The sequence below is a fragment of the Pseudomonas sp. KBN10P06128 genome (assembly GCF_037574945.1).
In the GTDB taxonomy this organism is placed as follows: domain Bacteria; phylum Pseudomonadota; class Gammaproteobacteria; order Pseudomonadales; family Pseudomonadaceae; genus Pseudomonas; species Pseudomonas aeruginosa.
The window spans coordinates 5,063,914-5,083,541 of the sequence record NZ_JBBELR010000001.1 but is presented as its reverse complement, the minus strand read 5'-3'; the positions used below and the strand labels follow the sequence as shown (position 1 = coordinate 5,083,541).

The following is a 19,628-nucleotide window of genomic DNA, read 5'->3' as shown; positions in this document are numbered from 1 at the left end:
CCGCGGAGACGGCCTTCGGTCCGAGGGCGATAAAGAGGTTCTTTACCGGCTCACGGGGCCAGGGGGCGGCCCGCTACCAGCAGATGCCCTCGGCCTGGGCAGTGGTGGTGTGCGGCATGAAGCCCACCAGGTCGACCAGCTTCTTGCCGCTCGGGGTCTTGTTCACCAGGTCGACGAACAGCTCGTCGCCATTGCCCAGCACCAGCACATCGGAACTCGCCACCACTTCGTCGAGGTCGGAGACCAGCAGTGAGGAGACGTGCGGGATCTTCGACTCGATGTATTCCTTGTTGGCCCCGTGGACACGCGCGTATTCGACGTTGCGGTCGAAGATGCGCAACTCGTAGCCCTTGCCGATGAGCATCTCGGCCAGCTCCACCAGCGGACTTTCGCGCAAATCGTCGGTGCCGGCCTTGAACGACAGGCCGAGCAGACCGACCTTGCGGGTGTCGTGGCTGGTGATGAGATCGAAGGCCTTCTGCACCTGGTTGGAGTTGCTGCGCATCAACGAACCGAGCATCGGGTGCTCGACGTCCAGCTGGCTGGCGCGATAGGTGAGGGCGCGTACATCCTTGGGCAGGCAGGAGCCGCCGAAGGCGAAGCCGGGACGCATGTAGTAGCGCGACAGGTTGAGCTTGTGGTCCTGGCAGATCACGTCCATCACCTCGCGGCCGTCGACGCCGACCGCCTTGGCGATGTTGCCGATCTCGTTGGCGAAGGTGACCTTGGCGGCGTGCCAGACGTTGCAGGTGTACTTGATCATCTCGGCGACCTCGACGGTCTTGCGGATGATCGGCGCGTCCAGCTCGCGGTAGATTTCCTCGAGAAGGTCGCCGGTCTGCTTGTCCAGTTCGCCGATCACGGTCATCGGCGGGAAGTCGTAGTCCTTGATCGCGGTGCTCTCGCGGAGGAATTCGGGGTTGGTGCCGACGCCGAAGTCGACCCCGGCCTTCTTGCCCGAGCAGTCCTCGATCAGCGGGATCACCACGTTGTTGACGGTGCCCGGCAGTACGGTGCTGCGCACCACCACGGTGTGGCGTTCGGACTTCTCGCGGATGGCGAAGCCGATCTCGCGGCAGACGGTCTCGATGTAGCCCAGGTCCAGGTCGCCGTTCTTCTTGCTCGGCGTGCCGACGCAGATGAACGATACGTCGGAGTCCAGCACGGCCTTCTTGAAGTCGGTGGTGCCCGACAGCCGTCCGGTCTGCCGGCCTTGCTGCAACAACGCTTCCAGGCCCGGTTCGACGATGGGCGACTTGCCCTGGTTGATCAGGTCGATCTTGGTGCTGGAGACATCCACACCAATGACTTCATGACCGCGTGCCGACAGGCAGCCAGCACATACTGCACCGACATAGCCCAAACCAAAGATGCTGATTCGCATCGCATTCACCTCGATTGTTTGTCGCGCCGTTAATGAGGTGGCCGTATGGCCACTTCCCTATCTGGCGAGCCGTTACTACGAGCCCCGATCCAGAGCCCTTGATCCGCCTTCAGGCAGTTTCGAATAGAGTGCTTAGTTGTTCGGCACTCTAATAGGGCAAGTTATAAGTTCATGCCCTTTAATGTTTCAGGTGGGTTTCAATAACGGTGCATAACCCGACCTTGGATGCTTCGTTTTAGTTCGGTCCATAGAATTCAAGTTTCTAAAGGCCTTTAATTTCAACAGGTTGAGTTTGTCCCTCGGAGCGGAGTCCGATTATTCGAGACGGTTTCAAGTTGCTCTGCCCATAACTATCGATAGGCATCGCGGTGATAGGATGTTTTCTCTGCGAGGGAAGTTCCGGCCGTTTGTCCCGCTCGCGAAATATTTGGAAATATCCGTTTGATATCACTTGATACCAACTTGATGGCCTTTCCGTTAAATGCCTGCCAATGGCCACTAGTTGCAGAATGCATGGCGGCTGAAAGTTCCGCGTCACCGGAATGAAACAGAAGCCGCTTTTACCGCCTTAAGCAAACCTTAAGGATTCCTTAATCTTCGACCCATGCACTTTGCAATCGTAATTTGCATGTAATGGCGGGAGGCTGGTAATGGCCAATGGATTACGCCGGAGATGGCATTTCCGCCTCGAATTGGGAAAAAGCAGGTGGGCTGGGTGTGAAAAAATGTGATGCAGTTCCGAATGACTTGCAGACGAACGGTTGAGTAGGCCTATTCGCCACAAGGGCTTTTCCGGGGAGAAAGGCGACGCAGCAGGGGTGTCGGAGGGACGAACGGTAGCGCCAGGAGGCGTCGGCGTGCCGAAAGAGGAGCGGCCCGCCAGGACGGCGGGCCGGGGAGATCAGTCTTGCGGGGCGTCCCTGAGGAATACCAGCTGATCCGGGCCGGATTGCTCGGCGCTGAAGTAATAGCCGTGGGCATTGAAGTCCTTCAGCCCGGCCGGGTCGCGCAGGCGCTCGCGGATCACGTAGCGAGCCATCATGCCGCGAGCCTTCTTGGCGTAGAAGCTGATGATCTTGTACTGGCCGTTCTTCAGGTCCTTGAACTCGGTGTCGATGACCCGCGCTTGCAGTGCCTTGCGCTTCACCGCGCCGAAGTACTCGTTGGAGGCCAGGTTGAGCAGCACGTCGTCGCCCTGGGCGGCCAGCGCTTCGTTCAGCCACTGGCTGATACGCTCGCCCCAGAAGGCGTAGAGATCCTTGCCACGGGCGTTGGCCAGGCGGGTGCCCATTTCCAGTCGATAGGGCTGCATGAGGTCGAGCGGGCGCAGCACGCCGTAGAGACCGGAGAGCATGCGCAGGTGATCCTGGGCGAAGGCGAAATCGTCCTCGCCGAAGTCTTCCGCGTTGAGGCCGGTGTAGACATCGCCCTTGAAGGCGAGCAACGCCTGCTTGGCGTTCTCCGGGGTGAACTCCGGATGCCAGCTGGCGTAGCGAGCGGCATTCAGGCCGGCGAGCTTGTCGGAAAGCTTCATCAGTTCGCTGATCTGCAGCGGGGTGAGCTGGCGCAGTTGCTGGATCAGTTCCTGGGCGTGGTCCAGGTATTGCGGCTGGGTGAAGCGGTGGGTGACCGGCGGGGTCTCGTAGTCCAGGGTCTTGGCGGGGGAAATCACCATCAGCATCGTTCAGGCTCCTCGAATCGTCGGGCGATTGTAGGGGCTGGAGACGTCCGGCTCCACCTATGCGGTCGATAGGGAAAGGCGCCGCCGACCGAACGGCGCCGAGGTATCAGGCCTGGACGGGAGCGAGGTGCGCGGCGACGCTGCCCCGGGCGGCGAACACCACCAGGTGGTCGGCGGCGACGCGGATACCGACGTCATCGCCCGGCTGGTGGTCGGCATGGCTGGGGAAGATCGATTCCAGCTGGGTACCGGTGGGCAATTGCAGGCGGTACAGGGTGGCGGCGCCGAGGAAGGTCTTGCCGACGATCCGCGCCTTCAGCTCGCCCTGCGGCGCGTGCACCAGGTCGTCCGGGCGCAGCAGGACGTCTACCGCGCTGCCGGAAGGCAGGCTGTAGGCGCGATTGCCGCGGATCACGCCGAGTTCGGTCTGCACCGTATCGGGGCTGAGCAACTGGCCGCGAATGAAGTAGCCCTGGCCGACGAAGCTGGCGACGAAGGGCGTCAGCGGCTCGTGGTAGAGGTTGTAGGGAGTGTCCCACTGTTCCAGGTGACCTTCCTTGAACACGCCGATGTGGTCGCAGACGGCGAAGGCTTCTTCCTGGTCGTGGGTCACCAGGATCGCGCTGGTGCCGCGTGCCTTGAGGATCTCGCGAACCTCCTGGCTGAGGCTGCGGCGCAGTTCCACGTCGAGGTTGGAGAAGGGTTCGTCGAGTAGCAGCAACAGCGGTTCGGGCGCCAGCGCGCGGGCCAGGGCCACCCGTTGTTGCTGGCCGCCGGAGAGTTCGTGGGGGTGGCGCGCGGCGAGGTGGTCGAGCTTGACCAGCTCCAGAAGCTCGCGCACCAGGCGTTCGCGTTGTGGATGCTTGCGGATGCCGAAGCCGACATTGTCGGCCACGCTGAGATGGGGGAACAGCGCGTAGTCCTGGAACACCATGCCGATCCGGCGTTTCTCCGGCGCCAGGGTGAAGCCGGGACGCGAGATGACTTCGCCGCCCAGCTCGATCTGCCCGGCCAGCACCGGTTCGAAGCCGGCGATGGCGCGCAGGGTGGTGGTCTTGCCGCATCCCGAAGGACCCAGCAGGCAGCCGATGTCTCCGGCATTGAGGTGCAGGTCGAGGTCCTGCACCACTTTCTGCGAGGCGTAGCCGCAGGCGAGATCTTTCAGGTTCAGCAGCAGGTCGTGGCTCATGGGCTCAGGCGTAATGGGCGTGTTCGATCAGCAATTCGAGGAGGGCCTTCTGCGCGTGCAGACGGTTCTCTGCCTGGTCCCAGGCTACCGAGCGCGGGTCGTCCAGCAACTCTTCGCTGATTTCCTCGCCGCGGTGGGCCGGCAGGCAGTGCATGAATAGTACATCGTCGGCGGCCCCATCGAGCAACGCGGCGTTCACCTGGTAGGGACGGAACAGGGCGATGCGCGCGGCGGCTTCGTCTTCCTGGCCCATCGAGGCCCACACGTCGGTGCTCACCAGGTGCGCGCCGGCCACCGCCTCGCGCGGGTCGCGGACGACGCGCAGGCGGTCGCCGGCAAGGGCGACGAACTCGGCCTTCGGCTCGTAGCCCTCGGGGCAGGCCACGCGCAGCTGGAAGTCGAACTTCAGCGCCGCTTCTATATAGCTGTTGCACATGTTGTTGCCGTCGCCGATCCAGGCCACGGTCTTGCCCTGGATGCTGCCGCGGTGCTCGTGGAAGGTCTGCATGTCGGCGAGCAACTGGCAGGGGTGCAGGTCGTCGGACAGGCCGTTGATCACCGGCACCTTCGAGTGCGCGGCGAATTCCGTCAGGGTGGCGTGGGCGAAGGTGCGGATCATCACGCCGTCGAGCATCCGCGACATGACCCGGGCGCTGTCGCCGATCGGCTCGCCGCGGCCGAGCTGGGTGTCGCGCGGGGAGAGGAAGATCGCCTGGCCGCCGAGCTGGATCATCCCGGCTTCGAAGGACAGGCGGGTACGGGTCGAAGCCTTCTCGAAGACCATGCCCAGGACCCGGCTCTTCAGCGGCTCGTAGAGCACGCCTCGGTTGCGCAGGTCCTTCAGCTCGCTGCCGCGGCGGATCAGACCGATCAGCTCTTCGGGGCTGTAATCCATAAACGAGAGAAAGTGCCGTACGCTCATCGCTGACTACCTTTTATTTTTACTGCTGGCCGAGGCACTGGCCGGCTTTCGCGAGAGAAAACGGGACTGGACCTGCGGCGGGACCGCAACGTGCGGGAAAATAGGGGAAGGCGCGATCTTATAAGGAAATGTCGCGGAAACACAAGGAGGGGCTTGGAAGGCGCGGGTTACGGGGTTTTTCCCCGGGTCTTCGCGGTTGTCCCGCCGCCAAAGTCCCGCCTCGTCGATCTATCGGTTGGGCGGGGCGACGCTTTATGCTGTGCGCGCCCGAATGCCTTCATGGAGGAGGCGGGTTTCGGACCAGGGAGGTCGAACATGCACACGGGAGAAACACTCGCCGCCGCGCCGCCGGCACGGCCATTGCGCCAATCGCGGCTGGGCGGCCTGTCGCTGTTCCTCGCCCTGGCCGGGGTCGCCATCGCGCTGGTGGTGATGGCGCTGGCGCTCGGCGAGCGGATCGACCTCAGCGACGAGAACCATCTGCTCGGCCTGTTCGCCGCCCTGCTGGCGGTCTTCGCGGTATCGACCTGCGGCCTGGTGCTGGGCCTGGCCGGCCTGCTCAGGCGCAGCCGCAAGCGTCACCTGGCCCTGGCCGGCATCGTCCTCAACCTGTCGTGCCTGCTCTGGGGCTGGCATGCGCTGAGCACGGCGGCGGCCGCGATCCTGGTGGTCCTGGGGCAAACCGGGTTGTCGTTCCTCAGCGCCCTGGCGGTGCTGTTCGGCATGATCTTCTTCCGCCAGGCCTGACCCGTTCCGCGACTATGCGCAGGCAGCCTGGGCGCCCGCCGTTCGGCCGCTCGTTCATCGGATTGCCGGATTGCGGCCATTCGTCGCGGATTTGCAGGGGGAGGGGCTCAGCCGGGGAAGGAGGGCGCGAGAGGAGCAAAAGGTGAGCCCCGGAGGTGCGGATCTCCGGGGCTCGTGCGGCACGGTGGTGCGGGCACCGGGTCGCGATCAGCGCTGGAAGGGATAGTACAGCGCTGGATGGACAGTATAGCGCTATGCATTTCGCATGAATCCTTTAGTTAGGTCTTTTTCTCATATTTGCAGCGGTTTCGTGACCGAGGGCAATGAAGTGGCTTTTTCCCCTTGCCGCCCGCCGGAACCCATCCAACGGCTGGCATGCCCTCGTAACCGAAGTCAGAAACGCCAGTCGACGGCCAGTCCGACGCCATGGTCCTTCTCGCGGCTGCCCAGCAGGCCGTTGTAGCCCAGCCGCACGCTCACTTCGCGATTCACCGCGAGGCTGGCGTCGACGCCGAGCAGCGCGGCGTCGCGGGACAGGGCCACGCTTTCCACGTTGAATGGCTGGCTGCCGCTGGCGAACGCCAGGTGGCGTTGCGGGGTGGTGTCGCTCAGGTTGTGGCGCCAGCCGAGGGTGCCGGAGAGCGCCAGGCGGCGTTCGGCATCCAGCTCGAAATGCCGTTTCGCGCGCAGGCCCAGGGTGGTGAAGGCGGCGTCCAGGTTGTCGTCGCCACCCTCCAGGGCCGCGGCGCTACCGCGTTCGCGGAAGTCATCGCTGGCGACGTGCACGTAGGCCAGCCCGGCGAAGGGTTCCAGCTCCAGGCTGCGCCAGCCCAGCGCGTAGGCGGCCTCGGCGAACAACTGGCTGCTCTGTGCGTCGAGCTTGGCCTTCTGCTTGCCGGCCACGGCGCCGTATTGCAGGTCGCGCTTGACCTCGGCGCGGTGCCAGGCGTGCGCTGCGCCGAGGCTCAGGCGCCATTGCTGCAATTGCCGGCCGAGGTAGGCGCCGAGGTGGTAGCTGTCGATGCTGGCGGAGGATTGCAGGCTGCTGTCCATGTTCAGCGAGCTGTTGCTGTAGCCGGCCACCAGGCCGAGGCGCGTGTCGCTGGCGACCTGGCTGTCGACGCCGAGCAGGAAGCCGCCGACTGAATGCCGGTAGCCTTCGCTACCGTGGCTGCCATCGGCGCTCTTGCCCCAGGAGCCGAGCGCCTTGAACCAGCCTTCGGGAGCCTCCCCGCCGGCCTCGCCGTCGCTGGTCTGGCGTAGGCGTTCGCCGACGCTGTCGCGCAGATAGCGGCTGTCGTTGAGCAACAGGCCGGCGAGCGCCGGGTAGATTTCCCCGGACAATTGCTGGAAGGCCCGTTGGGCGGTTGCGGCGTTTTCCGACAGGAGCAGGCTTTCGTAGACCGGGTTGCCGGCGCCGAGCGTTTCCACGGCCCCAGCGACCGCCGCCTGGTTGGGCGTCTGCGCGACGCTGGCGAGGGCCGTGCCGTTGCGTCCGATATCCAGGCGGATGGCGTTGGCCGCGTAGTCCAGGGTGCCGCCGAGGAACATGTAGTTCGGCAATACCGCGTCGAAGCGCCCGTCGATGCCGCCGGCGGCGTCGAGGATGTCGTAGCGGCGGCCGACCAGGCTCTCGACCTGGGACTGGCTGAGCAGGTCGGGGCTGTTTTCCATGGCCAGGGTGACGTTGCCGCCCGCGATGCTCGCCTTGCCGCTGGCGACGATCCGGTCGCTGGCGCTTTCCGAAAGCTCCACCGCGTAGGTCGAGCCGGATTCGAAGCGCAGGTCCCCGGCGACCTCCAGGGTGCCGATGGAGTTGCCCGCGGCCACCGTGCCGCCGGAGCGCGCCAGCAGGCCGCCGATCCTGCCGCTGCCGCCGAGGGTGCCGCCGGCATTGACTTCGACGGCGGACAGCAGCGAACCGTCGACGCTGAGCAGCCCGCCATCGACCAGGGTCGGCCCGCGATAGGTGCTGTCGCCGCTCAGGACCAGGCTGCCGGCACCGGCCTTGACCAGGCTGCCCTGGTACTGGCGCTGGGCGGCGGCCTGGTCGCGGGCCATGCCGATGGCATAGTCGGTGCGTTCCTGCTGGCTGGCACCGGCCGGCAAGCCGTTTTCCCAGCCCTTGTCCTTCAGCGTCCGCTGCCAGGCCGCGTGCTCGGCGGCGTCCTCGGCCTGGCGCTGGAGCAGGGCGCTATCGGAAATCGGGTTGCTCCATTCGTCGCGCAGGCCGGCCGGGAGGTTGGCCTCGAAGCGGCCGAGCAATTGTCCAGGCCCATGCATCGCCCGACCGAGATCCGGCACGCCCCAGCCGACGGTGTCGGTGGGGGCGCCGGTCGGCGTGCCGTCGAGCTGGGTGGCGGTGGTCAGCAGAACCTGCAGCGCCTGCTCGTTGTTCAGGTACGGATAGCGCTGCATGACCAGGGCCAGCGCGCCGGTGGCGTGGGGCGCGGCCATCGAGGTACCGGACTTGTTGGCATAGCCGCCGCCGGGCATGGTGCTGTTGATCAGGCGGCCGGGCGTGGTGATGCACCAGTACTTGGCGATGCCGCAGCGGTTGTAGCGCTGGCCGTTCTGCTGGTCGAGGCCGGACACGGCCAGCCAGTGGCCTTCCAGGTCCGGCTGGAAGTAGGGCAGGGCGGAGCGCACGCTGGCGTTGGCGTAGCCGCTGTTGCCGGCGCTGAAGACGTTGATCACGCCCTGGCGGGAGACGCCGGCGGCGGCGTCCAGCCAGGTGGAGCGCCCGTAGTGCTGGGCATAGGCGGCGTGCAGGCCGTCGAGGGTCTCGTAGCTGACGTCCTTGGGCTGGCTGCCCCAACTGTTGTTGATCGCCCGCACCCCGGCGTCGGCCAGCGCCTGGTAGGCGGCCTTGAAATAGTTCGGGTCGGGCGTCGGGCCGAACAGGAAGCTGTCGTTCTGGTTGGTGTTGGCGACGTACACCTGTGCCGCGTAGGCCACCCCGTGCATGCCGACGCCGTCGCGCGAGGCACCGAGGGTGCCGCCGACGTGGGTGCCGTGGGAGTCGTTGTTGCCGTTCATCGCGCCGCTGACGCTGAACGGCGTGCCGTCGACATAGGTGCCGCTGGCCGTCACCGGCTGGTAGCGCGAGGCGGGGGTATCCGGATGGCTCGGGTCGAAACCGGAGTCCATCTCGCCGATCTTCACGCCCTGGCCGTCGATGCCGGCGGCATAGGCCTGGTCGGCCCGCATCCGTTCCAGGCCCCAGTCCTGCTGGTATTCGGCGGAGCGCCAACTGGCCGGATCGCCGGGCCGACCGGTTTCGACATAGGCGGCCGTGGCCGGCTGGGCGATCCAGGCGCCCAGCAGCAGGGCGGCTGACAACGAGGTGGGGCGAGGGCGGAAGGGGCGGGCGTCGGTCATGCGGTCTCCACGCTTTATTGGTCTTGTCGGACAGGGGCGGACTCGAAGAGACAAGGTTTAGCACCGGCTTTCGCCGCGCCGGAATTCCCAGGTGGATAGTTGACAGCCGGACAAACGGCACGCCTCCCCTCTACCGCGCCCATCGGCCAGCCTGATGCCTGGCGATTCAGCCGACTGACGCTGCTGGCGCGGCGGCGGAAGGCGCCGCATAGTGCCGATTCGACGACTAGACCGGTCGTCTGGTCCTCGCGTACGCGCCGGGCCGCGGCGGCCGGCGACGACAATGAAGAGGCGAGCCATGAGCAAGACCCTCCACTACCGTGCGTGCCATCTCTGCGAGGCCATCTGCGGTCTCGCCATCGAGACCGAGAGCGACGAGGGCGGCGTGCCGCGGATCCGCTCGATCAAGGGCGACCCGCAGGACAGCTTCAGCCGCGGCCATGTCTGTCCCAAGGCGGTGGCCCTGCAGGACATCCAGGACGACCCCGACCGCCTGCGCCAGCCGTTGCGCCGGGTCGGCAGCGAGTGGCAGCCGATCGGCTGGGACGAGGCCTTCGCGCTGGTGGCCAGCCGCCTCGGCGAGATCCGCGAGCGCCATGGCAACGATGCGGTGGCGGTCTACCAGGGCAATCCGAGCGTGCACAACTACGGCCTGATGACCCATAGCAACTACTTCCTCGGCCTGCTGAAAACGCGCAACCGCTTCTCCGCGACTTCCGTCGACCAGTTGCCGCATCACCTGGTCAGCCAGCAGATGTACGGCCATGGTTTGTTGATCCCGATCCCCGACATCGACCACACCGACTTCATGCTGGTGCTCGGCGGCAACCCGCTGGCGTCCAACGGCAGCATCATGACCGTGCCGGACGTGGAGAAGCGCCTGAAGGCGCTGAAGGCCCGCGGCGGCCGGCTGGTGGTGGTCGATCCCCGGCGCAGCGAGACCGCGGCTATCGCCGACCGGCACCTGTTTATTCGTCCCGGCCAGGATGCGGCGCTGTTGCTCGGGATACTCAACACCCTGTTCGAGGAGAACCTCGGTCGCCCCACGCCGCTGCCGGTCGACGGGCTGGAGCGGGTGCGCGAGGCGGTCGCGGTCTTCGACGCCGAGTCCATGAGCGCGCGCTGTAGCGTGCCGGCCGAAAGCATTCGCCAACTGGCGCGGGATTTCGCTGCCGCCGAACGGGCGGTCTGCTATGGCCGGATGGGCGTTTCCACCCAGGCCTTCGGCACGCTCTGCCAGTGGCTGGTGCAACTGATCAACCTGGTCACCGGCAACCTCGACCGGGTCGGTGGTGCGCTGTGCACCTCGCCGGCCCTGGACCTGGTGGCGAGTACCTCGGGTGGCCACTTCGACCGTTGGCGCAGCCGCGTCTCGGGGCTGCCGGAATATGGCGGCGAACTGCCGGTGGCGGCATTGGCGGAAGAAATCCTCGGCGAAGGCGAGGGGCAGGTGCGCGCGCTGGTCACGGTAGCCGGCAACCCGGTGCTGTCCACGCCCAACGGGAGGCGGCTCGAACAGGCCCTGGACGGCCTGGAGTTCATGCTCAGCATCGACCTCTACATCAACGAGACGACCCGCTACGCCGATCTCATCCTGCCGCCCACCGCGCCGCTGGAGCACGATCACTACGACACCACCTTCAACGTCTTCGCCGTGCGTAACGTGACCCGTTTCAACGAGGCTGTGCTGCCGCGTCCCGAGGGTGCGCTGCACGACTGGGAGATCTTCGTCGGCCTGGCGCGGGCCTTCGCCGCGCGCAACGGCCTGGAGCTGAAACCGACCCTGGAGCCGCAGCAGATGATCGACCTCGGCCTGCGCGCTGGCGCCTACGGCGACCGTTCCGAGCACAGGCTGAGCCTGGCCACTCTGCGCGAACATCCCCACGGCATCGACCTCGGGCCGCTGCGGCCGAACCTGGCGCCGCGCCTGAAGACCGTCGGCCAGCGCATCCAGGCCGCGCCGCCGCTGTTCGTCGACGACCTGCAACGCTTCGCCGCACAGCCACTGCCTGCGTCCGACCAGTTGCTGCTGATCGGACGACGCCACGTGCGCAGCAACAATTCCTGGATGCACAACTACCATCGCCTGGTGAAGGGCAAGCCGCGTCACCAGTTGCTGATGCACCCGCGCGATCTGGAGGGTCGCGGCCTGGTCGACGGGCAGCGGGTGCGGGTGCGCTCGCGGGTCGGCAGCGTCGAGGTGGAGGTGGCGGCGAGCAGCGAGATGATGCCCGGGGTGGTCAGCCTGCCGCACGGCTGGGGCCACGCGCGGCCCGGCGTGCAACTGGCGATCGCCCGCGCCCAGGCCGGCGCCAGCGCCAACGACCTGACCGACGAGCGTCATCTCGACCTGCTGTCGGGCAACGCCGCGCTCAACGGCCTGCCGGTGGAGGTGGAAGCGGCCTGAGCGGGTCGACGGAACGCGAGAGTAAAGCCGAGCGTCGCGCTAGGCTTTCCGATACAATACCGGTCATTATTTGCCGAGTTACCGTGTCGAAACGTTCCTGTTGAGGTAAGCCATGGACATCATCGAAACCATTAAAGAGCAGATCGCCAACAACCCCATCCTGCTGTACATGAAGGGTTCGCCGAACGCCCCGCAGTGCGGTTTCTCCTCGCGCGCGGCCCAGGTGCTGATGGCCTGTGGCGAGAAGTTCGCCTACGTCGACATCCTGCAGAACCCGGAAATCCGCGCCAACCTGCCGAAGTACGCGAACTGGCCGACCTTCCCGCAGCTGTGGGTCAATGGCGAACTGGTCGGCGGCAGCGACATCCTCGCCGAGATGTTCGAGAAGGGCGAACTGCAGACCCTGGTCAAGGACGCGGCGGCCAAAGCCAACGCCTGATCCGCGCATCCGACGAAGAGCCCCGCCTTGTGCGGGGTTTCTTTTTTGTCCGGAGAAACCAGCAAGGAAACCGGGAGCCTCCATGTCGGAAGTCAATCCTCGCCAGGGTCGCCTGGCTTGCATCTATTTCTTCGCCATGGCCGGGCTGGTCATCGGCAACCTGATGGGACGCATCCCGGCGCTCAAGGAGCAGACCCAGCTGGACGAGCGCGCGCTCGGCCAGGCCCTGCTCGGCGTCGGGGTCGGCGCGCTCACGGCGTTCCCGTTGAGCGGTTTCCTGGTCCAGCGCATCGGCAGCCGCAGCGTAGTGATCGGCGGTTGCCTGATCATGCTGCTGGTGTTTCCGCTGCTCGGCCTGAGCCAGGGCTGGTGGCAACTGGCCCTGGCCTTCTACGTGCTGGGCGTGAGCTTCGCCGGGATGGACGTGGCGATGAACATCCAGGCGGTGGATGTCGAGCGCCTGCTCGGCAAGCCCTGCATGTCCATGCTGCATGGCATGTACAGCCTCGGCTGCCTGGTCGGTGCGTTGAGCGCCGCGGCCCTGGCCGGACTGACGCCGTTCTGGCATTTCCTCATTCTCACCGCACTCGGCCTGCTGAGCCTGCCATTCTTCGTACGCGCGTTGCTTCCGCCGGACCCGAGCAAGGCGGGCGCGCGCAAGGGCGGCGGCTTCACCTTGCCGCCGCGGGCCTTGCTCGGCCTGGGCCTGCTGATTCTCTGCGCGTTCGTTTCCGAGGGCGGCGTGGCTGACTGGAGCGCGCTGTTCCTGCACAGCGTTCTGGATGCTTCCGAGCGGGTGGCGGCGCTGGGCTTCGCGGCGTTTTCCGCGGCGATGGTGGTGGGGCGCCTGTTCGGCGACCGCCTGCGCGGACGCATCGACGATGCGCCATTGCTGCGCGGCCTGGGTTCGCTGGCCACGCTGGGCATGCTGGTGGCGCTGTTCAGCCCCTGGCCGGCGCTGAGCATCGCCGGTTTCGGGGTGGTTGGCCTGGGGCTGTCGGTGATGGTGCCGATCGTGATCAACGCCGCCGGCAACCAGCCGGGCATCGATCCGGTGATCGGGGTCGCCGCCGTCTCTACCGTGGGGTATGGCGGACTGCTGATGGGGCCGCCGCTGATCGGCCTGCTGGCCCACGAGATCGGCCTGCGCTGGGCATTGCTGGTGCTGGTCGGTCTTTGCCTGTTGCTGGCCCTGCGCGCCGATCTGGTCCGGCGCAGGCCGCGCAGCGCCTGAGGCTTTCTGGCGGGCAAGAAAAAAGCGCCGACGGGGCAGGCCGCCGGCGCTTCGTCGTGGTTCCCGATCAGTCGTCTTCGTGCATGTGCGACTGCAGGTAGTTCTCCAGGCCGACTTTCTGGATCAGGCCCAGTTGGGTCTCCAGGTAGTCGATGTGCTCTTCTTCCGACTCCAGGATGTCCTTCAGCAGGTCGCGGCTGACGTAGTCGTGCACCTGCTCGCAATGCACGATGGCTTCGCGCAGGTCCTTGGTCGCCTTCAGCTCCAGGTTCAGGTCGCACTGCAGCATTTCCTGGGTGTTCTCGCCGATCAGCAGCTTGCCGAGGTCCTGCAGGTTGGGCAGACCTTCGAGGAACAGGATGCGCTCGATGAGCTTGTCGGCATGCTTCATCTCGTCGATCGACTCGTGGTACTCGTGGGCGCCGAGGCGCTTCAGGCCCCAGTCGTTCCACATGCGCGAGTGGAGGAAGTACTGGTTGATCGCGATCAGCTCGTTGCCGAGGATCTTGTTGAGGTGCTGGATGACTTTCTTGTCGCCTTTCATGCCGAATCCTGCCGTCGTAGTGGGTGTGATTCGCCAAGTTTGGCCGCGACGAAGCAGGGTGTCAAACCTAAGTTATTGAAATATAAGGGAAAAAGAATATGAATACGAATGTTTTCTTTCCGCGTTCTGCCGCTAAGTCATTGAATTGAAGGCATAAAAAAACCGGGCGCCAGGCCCGGTTCTTCTGAAAGAGGGATAAAAAATATTTTTCAGGCAGCGACGAACGCCGTAGTCCCGAACGCCGGTACCGGCTGGGCACTCTGCAGGTCGTTGAGGGTTTCGCGTACCACCTGCTTGGCCAGGCATGCGCACTTGCCGCACTGGGTACCGACGCCGGTGGCTTCGCGAACCTCACGATAGCTGCAGCAGCCTTCGTAGATGGCATCGCGGATCTGGTTGTCGGTAACACCTTGGCAGAGGCAGACGTACATGGCGATCTGGCTACTGGGAAGTTGAGTTGGAAAAGATACTAATAATAATGAGAATGATTGTCAAAGTTCCCTGGAGCGTTTTAGTCGGGTTTTTTTCGCCCCCCGACAAATGGCTTTGTCGGACAAAGACTTAGCGCCGGCTGGGGCGGGGTGTATGATGGTTGTTTCCCGGGGAACGGCGCCCCTGCCATCGAGGCTTCACGAGGAGCCGGCAGGCTGCGGTGCCGTCCTTCAACCTTCCGCTTAAAGGAGACATGGAATGAGCGTACTCGTAGGTAAGAAAGCGCCTGACTTCAACGTTGCCGCGGTACTGGGCAATGGCGAGATCGTCGAGAGCTTCACCCTGTCCGAGGCCATCAAGGGCAAGTACGGCCTGGTGTTCTTCTATCCGCTGGACTTCACCTTCGTCTGCCCGTCCGAGCTGATCGCCCTGGACCACCGCATCCCGGAATTCCAGGCGCGCAACGTCGAGGTGATCGGCGTTTCCATCGACTCCCACTTCACCCACAACGCCTGGCGCAACACCCCGGTGGACAAGGGCGGCATCGGCGCCGTCAAGTACACCCTGGCGGCCGACACCAAGCACGAGATCGCCAAGGCCTATGACGTCGAGTCCGACGGCGGCGTGGCCTTCCGTGGCGCGTTCCTGATCGACAAGGAAGGCGTTGTGCGCTCGCAGATCGTCAACGACCTACCGCTGGGCCGCAACATGGACGAGCTGCTGCGTCTGGTCGATGCCCTGCAGTTCCATGAGGAGCACGGCGAAGTCTGCCCGGCCAACTGGAAGAAGGGCGACAAGGGCATGACCGCATCGCCCGAAGGCGTGGCCAAGTACCTGGCCGAGAACGCCAGCAAGCTGTAAGAAGAGCCTGCTTCGCGCGTTGGAAAAAGCCCCGCTTCGGCGGGGCTTTTTCATGGGCTCGCGAGGGCCGGCAGCCCCATCCCAGGTCACGCGCCTCGCTCCGAAGAGGGGGAGATTGCCTGACCGGTCGCGTAGGACGGATAACGTCCTGGCGTTATCCGCCTAAGTGGGCCGAGGCTCAGTCGTCGTCATCCATCCAGCCGCCCATTTCCTTCCAGCGGTTGACGATGCCGCAGAACAGCTCGGCGGTCTTCTCGGTGTCGTAGCGTGCCGAGTGCGCCTCGCGGTTGTCGAACTCCATGCCGGCGGCCTGGCAGGCCTTGGCCAGGACCGTCTGGCCGTAGGCGAGGCCAGCCAGGGTGGCGGTGTCGAAGCTGGAGAAGGGATGGAACGGATTGCGCTTGATCCCGGTACGCGCCACGGCGGCATTGAGGAAACCGAGGTCGAAGCTGCTGTTGTGGCCGACCAGGATCGCCCGCTTGCAGCCATTGGCCTTCAGCGCCTTGCGGATGCCGCGGAAGATCTCGGTGAGTGCCGCTTCCTCCTGCACCGCCATGCGTAGCGGGTGGTCGAGCTTGATGCCGGTGAATTCCAGCGCGGCCGGCTCGATGTTGGCGCCTTCGAAGGGCTCGATGCGGAAGAAGTAGGTGTGTTCCGGGAACAGGAAGCCTTTCTCGTCCATGCCGACGGTGGTCGCGGCGATTTCCAGCAGCGCGTCGGTGGCCGAGTTGAAGCCGCCGGTCTCGACGTCCACCACTACCGGCAGGTAGCCGCGGAAGCGGCGCGCCATCGGATGGCGCGGGCCGCTGGGGAGACTGCCGTCGAATTCGTCGTCGAAGTTGTCTTCGCTCATGCCCCGGCCTCCAGCAGTTTCCAGCGGAGTGTCTCGCCGGCGCGCAGCGGCACCACGTCGAAGTCGCCGAAGGGGAGGCTGGCGGGCGCCTGCCACTCCTCGCGGACCAGGGTGATCCGGTCGGTGTTGCGCGGCAAGCCATAGAAATCCGGGCCATGCAGGCTGGCGAAGCCTTCCAGCTTGTCCAGCGCATTGCGCTGTTCGAAGGCCTCGGCATACAGCTCGATGGCGGCGTAGGCGCTGTAGCAGCCGGCGCAACCGCAGGCGGCTTCCTTGGCGTGGCGGGCGTGCGGCGCCGAGTCGGTGCCGAGGAAGAATTTCGGGTTGCCGCTCACCGCGGCGTCCAGCAGGGCTTCCTGGTGGGTGTTGCGCTTGAGGATCGGCAGGCAATAGAAATGCGGACGGATACCGCCGACCAGCATGTGGTTGCGGTTGTACAGCAGGTGATGGGCGGTAATGGTCGCGCCGACGTTGGCCGGGGCTTCCCGGACGAACTGGGCGGCGTCGCCGGTGGTGATGTGCTCGAAGACCACTTTCAGGGTCGGGAAGCGCTCGACCACCCGGCGCAGGTGCTCGTCGATGAACTGCTTCTCGCGATCGAATACGTCGACCTCGGCGCGGGTCACCTCGCCATGCACCAGCAGCGGCATGCCGACCTCGGCCATCGCCTCGAGCGCTTCGAAGATATTGTCGATGCGGGTCACGCCAGAGTCCGAGTTGGTGGTGGCGCCTGCCGGATAGAGCTTGGCGGCATGCACGAAGCCGCTGGCCTTGGCGGTACGGATTTCCTCGGCGCTGGTGCGGTCGGTGAGGTACAGCACCATCAGCGGCTCGAAGCGGCTGGCGGCGGGGCGGGCGGCGAGGATGCGCTGCCGGTAGGCGTCGGCTTCGGCGGCGTTGCGCACCGGCGGCACCAGGTTCGGCATGACGATGGCGCGGCCGAAGGTGCGGGCGGCGTCGCCGACGGTATTGGCCAGCGCGGCACCGTCACGCAGGTGAATGTGCCAGTCGTCGGGGCGCAGGAGGGTGAGACGGTCGGACATGGCGCTTCCAGGACGGGATTTCGTGGGGGGAAATGCTACCGGAAAAGGGGGGGCGGGGCACTCGCTATCAAGTTTTGTCCGGGCCGTCCGATACATCCTTCGTATTTGGACGCTTTCCCGGAGCCCGCCGTCGTGCAGCCGCGCCTTCTTCTATTGCCTTTCCTGCTCAGCAGCCTGCCGGCACTGGCGGTGACCTTCCAGACGCGGCTGGAGAGCGTCGAGTGGAAGGTCGAAGGCGACCAGTTCGAATGCCGCCTGTCGCAGCCGGTGGCGAATTTCGGGGTCGGCGAGTTCGTCCGGCGTGCCGGCGAGCAGGCGACCTTCCGCCTGAAGCCCGAGGCCCAGTGGCTGGGGCGCGGGTCGGCGACCCTGCTGGCTGCCGCGCCGCCCTGGCGACCGGGACAGGGCGACATCAACCTTGGCCAGGTCAGCATCGGTAGCGGCGAGGTGCCGTTCAACAGCAACCAGCAACAGGCCGGTCGGTTGCTCACCGGCCTGCTCGAGGGGCGCAGCCCGCTGGTCCGCCATCGCACCTGGCAGGGCGATCGCCTGGAGGTGCGCCTGCTGCCGGCGCGCTTCGCCAGCGTCTACAGCCAGTACCAGGCCTGCATCGCCAAGCTGCTGCCGGTGAACTTCGACCAGGTCAAGCTGGCCCAGGTCGGCTTCCCCGACGGCGGCACGGCGCTGAACGACGTGGCGCGAGCGAAGCTGGACATCATCCTGCAACTGCTCAAGGCCGATCCGAGCATCAACCGGATCGAACTCGACGGGCACTCCGACAACAGCGGCAACCGCCTGACCAACCGCGACCTGTCGCGCCGCCGCGCGCTGGCGGTGCAGGAGTACCTGAAGAGCAACGGGGTGCCGGAAAGCCAGATCAACGTGCGCTTCTACGGCGAGCGCTACCCACTGGTGGCCAACAACAGCGCCGCCAACCGTGCGCGCAACCGCCGGGTCACCGTGCACCTGTCGCGCGAGGCGGTGGTCGAGCCGGCGACGGAAGCGCCGAAGGCCGAGGACAAGCCGGCGCCGCCCGCGGCAGAACCTGCCGCACCGAAGCCTCCAGCCGCCTCGCTTCAGGGAAAACCCACGGTTTGAGTCGCGCAAACGATAGAATCTGTCGCTTTTGCGTCTAAAGCTGTCGCCCCTCTGTAATTTCCCGAATGCCCTGCGTAGAATTGTCGCTTTTCGTGACGACCCCCGTGGAGTGATGGCATGGCGGATGTGAAGAAGGTAGTCCTGGCGTATTCCGGCGGCCTGGATACCTCGGTAATTCTGAAGTGGTTGCAAGATACCTATAACTGCGAAGTGGTGACCTTCACCGCCGACCTCGGCCAGGGCGAGGAAGTCGAACCGGCTCGCGCCAAGGCCCGCGCGATGGGCGTCAAGGAAATCTACATCGACGACCTGCGCGAAGAATTCGTCCGCGACTTCGTCTACCCGATGTTCCGCGCCAACACCGTCTACGAAGGCGAGTACCTGCTGGGCACTTCCATCGCTCGTCCGCTGATCGCCAAGCGCCTGATCGAGATCGCCAACGAGACCGGCGCCGACGCCATCTCCCACGGCGCCACCGGCAAGGGCAACGACCAGGTCCGCTTCGAGCTGGGCGCCTACGCGCTGAAGCCTGGCGTCAAGGTGATCGCGCCCTGGCGCGAGTGGGACCTGCTGTCCCGCGAGAAGCTGATGGACTATGCCGAGAAGCACGGCATCCCGATCGAGCGCCACGGCAAGAAGAAGTCGCCGTACTCGATGGACGCCAACCTCCTGCATATCTCCTACGAAGGCGGCGTGCTGGAAGATACCTGGACCGAGCACGAAGAAGACATGTGGAAGTGGACCGCTTCCCCGGAAAACGCGCCGGACACCCCGACCTACATCGAGCTGACCTACCGCAAGGGCGACATCGTCGCCATCGACGGCAAGGACATGACCCCGGCCGAGGTGCTCACCGAGCTGAACCGCGTCGGCGGGATCAACGGCATCGGCCGCCTCGACATCGTCGAGAACCGCTATGTCGGCATGAAGTCCCGTGGCTGCTACGAGACCCCCGGCGGCACCATCATGCTCAAGGCCCACCGCGCCATCGAGTCGATCACCCTGGACCGCGAAGTGGCCCACCTGAAAGACGAGCTGATGCCCAAGTACGCCAGCCTGATCTACACCGGCTACTGGTGGAGCCCGGAGCGCCTGATGCTGCAGCAGATGATCGACGCCTCGCAGGTCAACGTGAACGGCGTAGTGCGCCTGAAGCTGTACAAGGGCAACGTCGTGGTGGTGGGCCGCAAGTCCGACGACTCGCTGTTCGACGCCAACATCGCGACCTTCGAGGAAGACGGCGGCGCCTACAACCAGGCCGATGCCGCGGGCTTCATCAAGCTCAACGCGCTGCGCATGCGCATCGCCGCGAACAAGGGCCGCACGCTGTCCTGACCGACGTGCGCCGCCTGAGATGGAACGAAGAACCCCGGCCATGAGCCGGGGTTCTTCGTTCCTGATTGCTGAAAGCGA

General features: G+C 65.4%; 16 protein-coding genes. 7 read left to right on the top strand and 9 right to left on the bottom strand.

Translation table 11 applies throughout. The annotated features are described in order from the left end of the window. Window positions 1-73: 73 nt before the first annotated feature. The 4 genes from algD to argF all read right to left on the bottom strand — a co-directional run bounded on the left by algD (window position 74) and on the right by argF (window position 5,176). Entirely contained in the window at window positions 74-1,384 is a 1,311-nt protein-coding gene (algD, locus tag VQ065_RS23770; protein ID WP_003110461.1) for a GDP-mannose 6-dehydrogenase, read from the bottom strand. A 901-nt stretch (window positions 1,385-2,285) separates the two neighbouring features. After that, on the bottom strand, window positions 2,286-3,065 hold the full coding sequence (yaaA, locus tag VQ065_RS23765; protein WP_003092094.1) for a peroxide stress protein YaaA: 780 nt from the start codon (window positions 3,063-3,065) through the stop codon (window positions 2,286-2,288). Window positions 3,066-3,171: 106 nt separating this feature from the next. After that, on the bottom strand, window positions 3,172-4,254 hold the full coding sequence (locus VQ065_RS23760) for an ABC transporter ATP-binding protein (protein WP_003092092.1): 1,083 nt from the start codon (window positions 4,252-4,254) through the stop codon (window positions 3,172-3,174). Window positions 4,255-4,258: 4 nt separating this feature from the next. Further along, window positions 4,259-5,176, bottom strand: a complete 918-nt coding sequence (gene argF / locus VQ065_RS23755; RefSeq protein ID WP_003092090.1) for an ornithine carbamoyltransferase — start codon at window positions 5,174-5,176, stop codon at window positions 4,259-4,261. Window positions 5,177-5,491: 315 nt separating this feature from the next. Between argF and VQ065_RS23750 the strand changes: the two genes are divergently transcribed. Then, window positions 5,492-5,923, top strand: coding sequence for a hypothetical protein (locus tag VQ065_RS23750; RefSeq protein ID WP_003092088.1), 432 nt, complete (start codon window positions 5,492-5,494; stop codon window positions 5,921-5,923). 393 nt (window positions 5,924-6,316) lie between these two features. On the opposite strand, the gene eprS is transcribed toward VQ065_RS23750, so the two are convergent. Continuing rightward, window positions 6,317-9,304 carry an autotransporter serine peptidase EprS gene (gene eprS / locus VQ065_RS23745; RefSeq protein ID WP_003092086.1) on the bottom strand — a complete coding sequence of 996 codons (2,988 nt, stop codon included), beginning with the start codon at window positions 9,302-9,304 and terminating at the stop codon, window positions 6,317-6,319. Between the two features lie 298 nt (window positions 9,305-9,602). Here eprS and VQ065_RS23740 point away from each other — a divergent pair, with 298 nt between their 5' ends. The 3 genes from VQ065_RS23740 (at window position 9,603) to VQ065_RS23730 (ending at window position 13,384) form a co-directional block, all read left to right on the top strand. Further along, window positions 9,603-11,711, top strand: coding sequence for a molybdopterin oxidoreductase family protein (locus VQ065_RS23740; RefSeq protein WP_003092084.1), 2,109 nt, complete (start codon window positions 9,603-9,605; stop codon window positions 11,709-11,711). Window positions 11,712-11,823: 112 nt separating this feature from the next. Further along, window positions 11,824-12,150 (top strand): Grx4 family monothiol glutaredoxin, encoded by a 327-nt coding sequence (grxD, locus tag VQ065_RS23735; protein ID WP_003092082.1) that lies wholly within the window; start codon window positions 11,824-11,826, stop codon window positions 12,148-12,150. Between the two features lie 82 nt (window positions 12,151-12,232). After that, on the top strand, window positions 12,233-13,384 hold the full coding sequence (locus tag VQ065_RS23730; RefSeq protein ID WP_003092080.1) for an MFS transporter: 1,152 nt from the start codon (window positions 12,233-12,235) through the stop codon (window positions 13,382-13,384). 67 nt (window positions 13,385-13,451) lie between these two features. Here VQ065_RS23730 and bfrB read toward each other — a convergent pair whose 3' ends face one another. Together bfrB and VQ065_RS23720 are read right to left on the bottom strand one after the other, a co-directional pair. Further along, window positions 13,452-13,928 carry a bacterioferritin BfrB gene (bfrB, locus tag VQ065_RS23725; RefSeq protein WP_003092078.1) on the bottom strand — a complete coding sequence of 159 codons (477 nt, stop codon included), beginning with the start codon at window positions 13,926-13,928 and terminating at the stop codon, window positions 13,452-13,454. Between the two features lie 209 nt (window positions 13,929-14,137). Continuing rightward, a complete protein-coding gene (locus VQ065_RS23720) occupies window positions 14,138-14,359 on the bottom strand; it encodes a bacterioferritin-associated ferredoxin (protein ID WP_003092075.1) in 222 nt (73 codons plus the stop codon). Window positions 14,360-14,618: 259 nt separating this feature from the next. Between VQ065_RS23720 and VQ065_RS23715 the strand changes: the two genes are divergently transcribed. Next, entirely contained in the window at window positions 14,619-15,221 is a 603-nt protein-coding gene (locus VQ065_RS23715; RefSeq protein WP_003092073.1) for a peroxiredoxin, read from the top strand. Between the two features lie 178 nt (window positions 15,222-15,399). Here the strand turns inward: VQ065_RS23715 and rnt are convergent, their stop codons facing one another. Together rnt and pyrC are read right to left on the bottom strand one after the other, a co-directional pair. Continuing rightward, complete coding sequence (gene rnt / locus VQ065_RS23710) at window positions 15,400-16,074, bottom strand: ribonuclease T (RefSeq protein ID WP_003092070.1); 675 nt, start codon at window positions 16,072-16,074, stop codon at window positions 15,400-15,402. After that, complete coding sequence (gene pyrC, locus VQ065_RS23705; RefSeq protein ID WP_003092068.1) at window positions 16,071-17,117, bottom strand: dihydroorotase; 1,047 nt, start codon at window positions 17,115-17,117, stop codon at window positions 16,071-16,073. Before pyrC ends, rnt begins: the two co-directional genes overlap by 4 nt. Before the next feature lie 132 nt (window positions 17,118-17,249). Between pyrC and motY the strand changes: the two genes are divergently transcribed. Both motY and VQ065_RS23695 read left to right on the top strand, forming a co-directional pair. Further along, window positions 17,250-18,215 carry a flagellar protein MotY gene (motY, locus tag VQ065_RS23700; RefSeq protein WP_003092066.1) on the top strand — a complete coding sequence of 322 codons (966 nt, stop codon included), beginning with the start codon at window positions 17,250-17,252 and terminating at the stop codon, window positions 18,213-18,215. A gap of 117 nt (window positions 18,216-18,332) precedes the next feature. Next, the gene (locus tag VQ065_RS23695) at window positions 18,333-19,550 is read left to right on the top strand and encodes an argininosuccinate synthase (RefSeq protein ID WP_003092065.1); all 1,218 of its coding nucleotides are present in this window, start codon (window positions 18,333-18,335) and stop codon (window positions 19,548-19,550) included. Window positions 19,551-19,628 lie beyond the last annotated feature (78 nt).

What these genes read in the sequence shown, in the direction of transcription:
- yaaA (WP_003092094.1), bottom strand. Translation starts at nt 3,065, where the DNA reads ATGCTGATGGTGATTTCCCCCGCCAAGACCCTGGACTACGAGACCCCG.
- grxD (WP_003092082.1), top strand. Translation starts at nt 11,824, where the DNA reads ATGGACATCATCGAAACCATTAAAGAGCAGATCGCCAACAACCCCATC.
- bfrB (WP_003092078.1), bottom strand. Translation starts at nt 13,928, where the DNA reads ATGAAAGGCGACAAGAAAGTCATCCAGCACCTCAACAAGATCCTCGGC.
- pyrC (WP_003092068.1), bottom strand. Translation starts at nt 17,117, where the DNA reads ATGTCCGACCGTCTCACCCTCCTGCGCCCCGACGACTGGCACATTCAC.
- argF (WP_003092090.1), bottom strand. Translation starts at nt 5,176, where the DNA reads ATGAGCGTACGGCACTTTCTCTCGTTTATGGATTACAGCCCCGAAGAG.
- algD (WP_003110461.1), bottom strand. Translation starts at nt 1,384, where the DNA reads ATGCGAATCAGCATCTTTGGTTTGGGCTATGTCGGTGCAGTATGTGCT.
- rnt (WP_003092070.1), bottom strand. Translation starts at nt 16,074, where the DNA reads ATGAGCGAAGACAACTTCGACGACGAATTCGACGGCAGTCTCCCCAGC.
- VQ065_RS23740 (WP_003092084.1), top strand. Translation starts at nt 9,603, where the DNA reads ATGAGCAAGACCCTCCACTACCGTGCGTGCCATCTCTGCGAGGCCATC.
- VQ065_RS23720 (WP_003092075.1), bottom strand. Translation starts at nt 14,359, where the DNA reads ATGTACGTCTGCCTCTGCCAAGGTGTTACCGACAACCAGATCCGCGAT.
- eprS (WP_003092086.1), bottom strand. Translation starts at nt 9,304, where the DNA reads ATGACCGACGCCCGCCCCTTCCGCCCTCGCCCCACCTCGTTGTCAGCC.
- VQ065_RS23730 (WP_003092080.1), top strand. Translation starts at nt 12,233, where the DNA reads ATGTCGGAAGTCAATCCTCGCCAGGGTCGCCTGGCTTGCATCTATTTC.
- VQ065_RS23695 (WP_003092065.1), top strand. Translation starts at nt 18,333, where the DNA reads ATGGCGGATGTGAAGAAGGTAGTCCTGGCGTATTCCGGCGGCCTGGAT.
- VQ065_RS23750 (WP_003092088.1), top strand. Translation starts at nt 5,492, where the DNA reads ATGCACACGGGAGAAACACTCGCCGCCGCGCCGCCGGCACGGCCATTG.
- VQ065_RS23715 (WP_003092073.1), top strand. Translation starts at nt 14,619, where the DNA reads ATGAGCGTACTCGTAGGTAAGAAAGCGCCTGACTTCAACGTTGCCGCG.
- VQ065_RS23760 (WP_003092092.1), bottom strand. Translation starts at nt 4,254, where the DNA reads ATGAGCCACGACCTGCTGCTGAACCTGAAAGATCTCGCCTGCGGCTAC.